The 7,802-nt window shown below is 51.8% G+C and carries 5 protein-coding genes; 2 read left to right on the plus strand and 3 right to left on the minus strand.

What is annotated here, in order from left to right:
- Positions 1 to 18: 18 nt before the first annotated feature.
- Positions 19 to 1,362, plus strand: a complete 1,344-nt coding sequence (locus HAV38_RS19370; protein WP_168057045.1) for an MFS transporter — start codon at positions 19 to 21, stop codon at positions 1,360 to 1,362.
- 159 nt (positions 1,363 to 1,521) lie between these two features.
- On the opposite strand, the gene HAV38_RS19375 is transcribed toward HAV38_RS19370, so the two are convergent.
- The 3 genes from HAV38_RS19375 to HAV38_RS19385 form a co-directional block, all read right to left on the minus strand.
- On the minus strand, positions 1,522 to 2,784 hold the full coding sequence (locus HAV38_RS19375; RefSeq protein ID WP_245182463.1) for an extracellular catalytic domain type 1 short-chain-length polyhydroxyalkanoate depolymerase: 1,263 nt from the start codon (positions 2,782 to 2,784) through the stop codon (positions 1,522 to 1,524).
- Positions 2,785 to 2,808: 24 nt separating this feature from the next.
- Positions 2,809 to 3,222, minus strand: a complete 414-nt coding sequence (locus tag HAV38_RS19380; protein WP_168057046.1) for a CopG family transcriptional regulator — start codon at positions 3,220 to 3,222, stop codon at positions 2,809 to 2,811.
- Positions 3,223 to 3,346: 124 nt separating this feature from the next.
- Positions 3,347 to 4,072: an alpha/beta fold hydrolase gene (locus tag HAV38_RS19385; protein WP_168057047.1), complete on the minus strand. Its 726-nt coding sequence runs from the start codon at positions 4,070 to 4,072 to the stop codon at positions 3,347 to 3,349.
- 347 nt (positions 4,073 to 4,419) lie between these two features.
- Here HAV38_RS19385 and mdeB point away from each other — a divergent pair, with 347 nt between their 5' ends.
- On the plus strand, positions 4,420 to 7,104 hold the full coding sequence (gene mdeB, locus HAV38_RS19390) for an alpha-ketoglutarate dehydrogenase (RefSeq protein ID WP_184013470.1): 2,685 nt from the start codon (positions 4,420 to 4,422) through the stop codon (positions 7,102 to 7,104).
- The last annotated feature ends 698 nt before the right edge of the window (positions 7,105 to 7,802 follow it).

Raw genomic sequence — 7,802 nt, forward strand, 5'->3', positions numbered from 1 at the left:
TAATTCATGGAGAACAATATGTCATCATCTGCAATTCCTCATCAAAATCGCGCGCAGCCTGGGGCTGGCGAAGAAAAAAAGTCACTCAGTTCGCCGCGTAAGGCGGCGTTAGCCAGTTGGATCGGCAGTGCGGTAGAGTATTACGATTTCTTTATTTATGGCACCGCAGCAGCGTTGGTGTTCGGGAAGATTTTTTTCCCTTCGTTTGATCCGGTTGCCGGCACCGTTGCCGCCTTCGCCACCTTTGGCGTGGGCTACGTAACACGCCCGATTGGTGCTGTCTTACTCGGTCATATCGGCGATAAATATGGCCGTAAAAAAGTACTGACATTCACGCTGTTGTTGATGGGAATTTCAACATTTCTGGTCGGCCTGTTGCCGACCTACGGCCAAGTCGGTATCGCCGCTCCGATCATGCTGGTCGTCTTACGTATGTTGCAGGGTTTATCGGCAGCAGGGGAACAGGCGGGTGCCAATTCAATGACACTTGAGCATGCGCCAGCGCATCGCCGGGCATTTTTTACCAGCTTTACATTAAGTGGCACGCAGGCTGGTTTGATCCTGGCTACTTTGGTCTTCCTGCCGATTTCAGCCTTACCTGAAGACCAGCTGCTGTCTTGGGGATGGCGGATTCCTTTCTTTCTGAGTGCAATTGTGGTGGCCGTCGGCATGTGGGTCCGTCGGACCTTGCCCGAGACACCGGCCTTTAATGAGGAAGACAAAGCGCACAAGCAATCCAGGTTGCCGGTTGCGGTCCTGTTTCGCAACTATAAAGCCAACCTGTTGCGCGTAGTATTTGCGGCGTTGATATCGGTGGTGAGCACTATCTTCAGCGTCTTCACCTTGTCGTATGCCGTCAATACTGTACACATCCCGCGCGCGACGATGTTGACGGTACTGATTCTGGCAAATGTGGTGGCGCTGGGGGCGATTCCGCTGTTTGCCATGCTATCGGATCGCATCGGTCGCAAGCCGGTGTTTCTTTTCGGTGCGATCGGTTCAGCGATTTTGATATGGCCTTATTTGTGGGCTATTAGTCAGGGCAATATTACTATGATTTTTGCGCTTGGTTTGCTCCTGTCCGGTGTGGTCTATAGCGCCGCGAATGGCGTTTGGCCGTCACTATACGGCGAGATGTTTGACACGCGGGTGCGGCTCTCAGGCATGGCTATTGGCACCCAGGTAGGTTTTGCGCTGGGTGGCTTTGCACCGACCATTAGTGCCGCGATTCTTCGGCCCGGCGTGGACGGCTGGATACCGGTCGCCATTTTTGTCACCACTACCTCGATCATTTCGGCAATTTCTGTGTTGACAGCACGGGAGACTTTCCGGACGCCAATGAATGCGCTAGGCAAGGTATAAAGAGTTTGAGGTAAAAATGTGAAGCAAGGGCGCGCCAACAGTGGAGTACCCGCAAACGGCGCGCCGGTGCATCAAGTGCCGGATATTTTCGGGCGGTGCTTTGGCACCGATCTAGAGATTAGCGGCTCATTGCATTTCCTCGGTGCTTTACGCTTACATTTACGCGCGCGACTGCGTGGAGAAAAAGCGCATCATTTCACGTGTAGCATCAGGACCTCTTCCATCGGTATAAGACCCGGTTTTACTCCCGCCCGCCCAAGCATGTCCTGCGCCATGGATCAGCCAGTGTTCACCCATCGCGCGTCCGTTGCGGTCATGATGCGATGTGCGCGTATAAGTGTGTCCGTTCGGCACTTTACCTTCCTCGACGATGACCACCGGCTTGCCACCTTTGCCGGCTTCGCCTTTTTGAGCCAGTTCGTCGTCCAGATATTCAGGCACGCTTTGCGCCATCAGCGTTTCACTGTTGCGTGGACTGACGGTAGCATCCCGGTCACCGTGAAAAACGATGATAGGAATGGATTTTAGCTGGGCATTTGCCGAGCGTTGATTGAAGGCTGGTGCTGCGCTGCCCTTCATTGCGGCCAATGCAGAAGGTAAATCATGCGCGGCTGCGTACGGCAAACCGGAGTGCACACCGACCGCAGCGTACATGTCGGGATAGGCGGTCCCCATGATAATAGCCATCGCCCCGCCCGCCGAAAGGCCAGCCACATACACTTTACCCGCGTCCAGTTTGTAGTCATCAATGACTGTCTGGGTAATGCCTGCGATGATTGACGGTTCGCCCTGATCGCGTTGCTGATCCACTGATTTGAACCAATTCCAGCACTTGGAAGAATTTGCCGCCTGGGTCTGATTCGGATAGACAACAAAGCACTGCGATTCCTCGGCAACGGCATTCATTCCCGTCCCTTTGGCAAAATCGTCCGCGTTTTGCGTGCAACCGTGCAGCATGACCATTAGCGGCATTGCTTGCCCTTTATAAGTTGAGGGGATGTACAACCGGTAGGTGCGCGTACCAGCCTGATTTGTAAATGATTTGCTCAAAAACTGTCCCGGTACTGTTGTGTCGGAGCGGGCCTTATCGGACGTTGGCGAGTGCTGTTCCGCATCGCCCGATATATCGCTGACGTTGGGCGCGCCTTGTGCCGGAACCCCCAATCGCTGGAGCAAGTCTGTAACAAACTGCGGCAGTTCGGTCTGGGCGCCAGTAATGTCTGGTGTGACATTTTTGTCTGGCATCAGGTCTTTCATAAATTGCTGCATATTTGGGCCGCCAGCACCCGTACCGGCACCGGAGTGAGTGCTTTTTTCTTTAAGGGACTTTTGAATCGCTGCGGTTGCTTCTGCTGCATTGCCCGACATAAATTTGCGGGTAACCTGGCGCATTTGGTCGCGCATAAAATCAGTTATCTTCATGGCTTTCTTTCGATTAAGTTTTAATTAATGGATTCGGTCCGCGAGCGCCGCTTTTACTGCAGCACTCGCATGAAATGCCCCCAGTACAGAAATTGAGGCGATAGTGGCACACGCCAATTCGGCAGACACGTCAAGGGCAATGGTGGCTAACCCCAGTACTTGAATATGGAGTGTTTGTCCGTTGTCGCGCAGGGTCTGCAGCTCCGCACGGGAATAAGTTTGCATTCCCAGCACCAAGCTCTTACGCGCAACGGTTTGCTTCACTGTTTCTGCGTGAACCGTCAATTGATTGCGAATAGCTGTGCGAATCAAATCGGTACGGTTCGAATAAAACCCTTCCTGTACCAGCAAATCAATCTGGCCAAGATCAATTAATCCCAAATTAATGGTGATTTTTTCACTTTCGCTAATTTTTTGTTTTAAGGCTATTACGTTCATAAAACTCCCTTGGGCATCCATATACCATCTGTATGGATGTTATTTTAGGTGAGTAGCCTTATTTGTCAAGCAAAGAAAATCTATCTGAGCGATATCAACCGAACCAACCAAATCGACGCAACAATCAGCAGCGCTTCAAAATGAGTTCAGCGAGTTTAAGCGGTTCGCTAATCATTGCATCGTGACAGGTGTCTAGCGGAATGACGGCATCTACGCCGCCCAAATTGGCGATAAACTGACGCTGGGCTACAGGCTTTAATGCCCGATCGCGCAACGTGAGAATCCAATCCATCGGCACCACAGGCATATCCGACCGATCTACCGGTTCCAGCGTGACCACGGTGCTTTCCGGGCACAAACTTTCGACGACGAACTGCTTTTGATCCGCCGTCATGCCGTTGCCAAACACCCAGCGCGCAATAAAGCCCGGTAATGGCTGTGAAACTTTTTTTCTTCTCGCTTCAAATGACGCGATGATATTCATCGGCGGGTGCAGCGTATCGAGTACGGATTGTCCGTTCGGCGGCACGCAACAGGCAAGAAACATCATCCGTTGTACCGTCGCCGCCCCTAATCGCGCCGCCACGCCGGGAATAGTGATACCGGCCATGGAATGACCGACCAACACAACCCGTTCGGGATTGGTGGCAAGGATTTGACGAGTGACACTATCAACACATTGAGCAATAGTCAGGGTTCCAAGATCGCCCGGTTCATCGCCATGACCCGGCAAATCGACCGCTAGTATTTTTACTGTGCTATCCAGACGAAGCAAGGCAGCTATGGTCGGGTTCCAGCAGGTCTTGCTATGTTGCCCGCCGTGGACGAGCACAATTGTTGGTTTAGTCATTGTTGTGAATGCGCCCGTTGTTATTAAAATCGATCGACCCTTTGCTTTGCTGGGTGACAACTTTTTATTATAACGTGCGTGCTTGTCAGCGACGCATGCTCATTCTGCAGAGATTCTGATGTGAAGATAGTATTGCTCTGCAATTGCGGATGATGTTAATGGTAGCGACAACATCCGTTAAATTGCTTTAACCTGATAAAAAGTCCGATCATTATTGTAATGCCGCTGCAGAATTTCGAATTTTCCGCGGCATGCCTGAGTTGGCATGTGGCGCAATGCTGTCGTTGTATCCCCAGCTATTTTTCTTTCGGTAAACTAATCTACCTATCAAGCGAGGAATGAAGGTCATGGAAATGTCATCCGCCAACAATTTAAATGGTCAGTTCGATAGCGATGTACAGGAAACCAACGAGTGGGTGGACGCATTACAGGGCGTGATTGCCGCCGCCGGTCCTGAGCGTGCGCGTTATTTGCTATCGCGACTGAGTGCAACCGCGCAGAAGTCGGGCATCAAGTGGCGTGACTCGCGCAATACACCGTATACCAACACGATTCGGGTGGAAGACGAGCCACCGTTTCCCGGTGGTTCGGATGCACTCGCGACCGAGCAACATCTCGGCAGTCTGATCCGCTGGAATGCGTTGGCGATGGTGGTGCGGGCTAACCGCGCTTACGGCGAACTGGGCGGTCATATCGCCAGTTATGCCTCGGCGGCGGATTTGTTTGAAGTTGGTTTCAATCATTTTTTCCGTGCCCGGACAGACTCTTTTGGCGGCGATCTGGTGTATTTTCAGGCGCATTCGGCCCCCGGTATTTACGCTCGCGCTTTCCTGGAAGGCACACTGACAGAAAAAGAATTGTCATTCTATCGGCAGGAAATTGAAGGCAAGAAGCGAGGCACGCAAGGGTTGTCCTCGTATCCACATCCGTGGCTGATGGAGAATTTCTGGCAGTTTCCGACTGGCTCGATGGGCCTTGGCCCAATTAGCGCAATTTACCACGCACGTTTTATGCGCTACATGGAAAATCGTAGTTTGCTGGCGCCGCAGGGCCGCAAGGTCTGGGGCGTATTCGGCGATGGCGAGATGGATGAGCCGGAATCGCTGGCCGCGCTCAGCGTCGCGTCGCGGGAGACGCTGGATAACCTCGTCTTCGTGGTCAACTGTAATTTGCAACGGCTGGATGGTCCGGTGCGTGGTAATGGCCATATTGTCGATGAACTGGAAACCTTGTTCACCGGCGCGGGCTGGAATGTGATTAAATTATTGTGGGGCTCCGATTGGGACCCGCTGTTTGCGCGGGATAAATCCGGTGAATTGGTCAATGCCTTAAATGTCACCGTTGACGGTCAGCTTCAAACCTTTGCCGCCAATGACGGCGCGTTTAATCGTACCCATTTCTTCGGGCAGAATCCGGCAATGCAGGCCATCGGCGCAACATTGACCGATGACGAGATCGATCGCTTGCGGCGCGGCGGTCATGACATGAAAAAAATCTATGCGGCCTATCAGGCAGCCGCCAATCACCGTGGTCAACCGACCGTGATATTAGCCCAAACCAAAAAAGGCTTCGGCATGGGCGCGGCGGGGCAGGGCAAGATGACCACTCATCAGCAGAAAAAACTCGACACCGGCGATCTGATCGCGTTCCGCGACCGCTTTCATTTACCTATTTCGGATGCCGATTGCGAAGCGCTGGCATTCTATAAGCCAGCCGATGACAGCAATGAAATGCGTCACTTGCTGGAGCGACGTGCGTCGCTGGGCGGATTTATGCCGCGCCGCAATACGCTACAGACAAAACTGGCGGTGCCGGAGGTCGGTTCGTACGCCAAATTTGCGCTGGAAGCGGACAATAAAGATATGTCCACCACGATGGCGTTAGTGCGGATGATGGGCGGATTATTGAAAGACCCTGCAATTGGTAAGCATATTGTGCCGATTGTGGCCGATGAGGCGCGTACCTTCGGCATGGCGAATCTGTTTCGGCAAGTCGGCATTTATTCGGCACAAGGCCAGTTGTATGAGCCGGAAGATATCGGCTCTATCCTGTCCTACCGTGAAGCGAAGGACGGACAGATTCTGGAAGAAGGCATCACCGAAGCGGGTGCGATCTCGTCCTGGACCGCAGCGGCGACCAGTTATTCAGTGCATGGTTTGCCGATGTTGCCGTTCTATATCTATTACTCGATGTTTGGTTTCCAGCGTATTGGGGATTTGATCTGGGCCGCAGCGGATCAGCGCGCCCGAGGATTTTTGATTGGCGCCACCTCCGGTCGCACTACGCTGGCGGGCGAGGGCTTGCAGCATCAGGATGGCTCTAGCCATGTGATGGCGGCAACTGTGCCGAATTGCATCTCCTACGATCCGGCATATGCTTATGAATTGGCGGTCATCGTGCAGGACGGTATGCGCCGTATGCTGGATAACAACGAGGATGTTTTCTATTACATCACCGCCACTAATGAAAATGAAGCACAGCCGAGCATGCCGCAAGGTGTTGAAGAGGGAATCAAACGCGGCATGTATTGCCTGCAGTCGCAAGAAGCTCCTGACGTGCGCTTGTTGGGTGCCGGGCCGATTCTTAAAGAGGCAATTGTGGCAGCCGTTCTGTTGAAGGAAAAGTTTGGTGTGATTGCGGAAGTATGGAGCGTCACCAGTTATACCGAGCTTTCCCGTGACGGTATTGCGGCAGAACGCAATCAGCGGCTGGCGAACGCGTCCACAGAACCTTATATTACGCAACAGCTCGGCCGGAGCGCCGCACCCGTCATCGCCGCCAGTGACTATGTGCGGAGCATGCCGGAAAGTATTCGCGCCTACGTCCCGGCACGTTATGTCACCTTGGGCACGGATGGCTTTGGTCGTAGCGACACGCGGGCTAACTTACGCGACTTTTTTGAGGTGGATGCTAAATGGATTGCATTTGCCGCATTGCGTGAACTGCCTTGCGGGAAGGATGCCGCGCAGTGTGCAAAATTTGCCGAGATGTTGGGGTTGGATTTGATGAAGCCGCTGTCTATGACAGTTTGATTGAAGAAATTTTTTTGTACGATGTTTTTGGTTGTCTCGCTATACGCTTGGATACACTGACTAAAAATGCGCAAATTACAGACATTAATTTGCCTACTTTTTAGGTGGGAAAAAAGATATAAAACTTTATTTAAAAAACCGCTTGCCATTGGTGAACTGCCTTGCTATAGTTCGGCCTCTGTTGAAAACGACGCGAAATAAACAACACAACGTAAGCGATGTGGAGAGCGAAATTTGAGGCAGAAACGAGGTTGTACAGTGCGGTGTTTTACGCGGTAAAAAAGCGGTTGATTTAGTTTTAAATTGTTTGTGAATTTTTTGTAAAACGATTTAAAAAGAAGTTGATGCAAAACGTAAAATGCCCCATAATCTCATCTCTCTGTTGCTGACAAACAAAACGCTTTGTCGGGGCTGCGAACACTTCGGTGTGACGCCAAGCAGAATCAGGTTCTTTAACAATTAACAGCCGATAAGTGTGGGCGTTTAATGAAAGTGCAGCGGCAACGACTTCGGTCGTTGGCGTATAACTTAAAACATTAAATGTTCACAAAAGAAGAAAATAGGATACTTCGCAAGGTTAAACTTGAGATGTAGCCTGTCAGTATTTTGAGTGAGCGATGGCAGAACTGTTAAAAGTTCGGCCAGGCAGCAATGCCACAAAACAGAGATTAAACTGAAGAGTTTGATCCTGGCTCAGA

The sequence above is a fragment of the Glaciimonas immobilis genome (assembly GCF_011947285.1).
Taxonomy (GTDB): domain Bacteria; phylum Pseudomonadota; class Gammaproteobacteria; order Burkholderiales; family Burkholderiaceae_D; genus Glaciimonas; species Glaciimonas immobilis.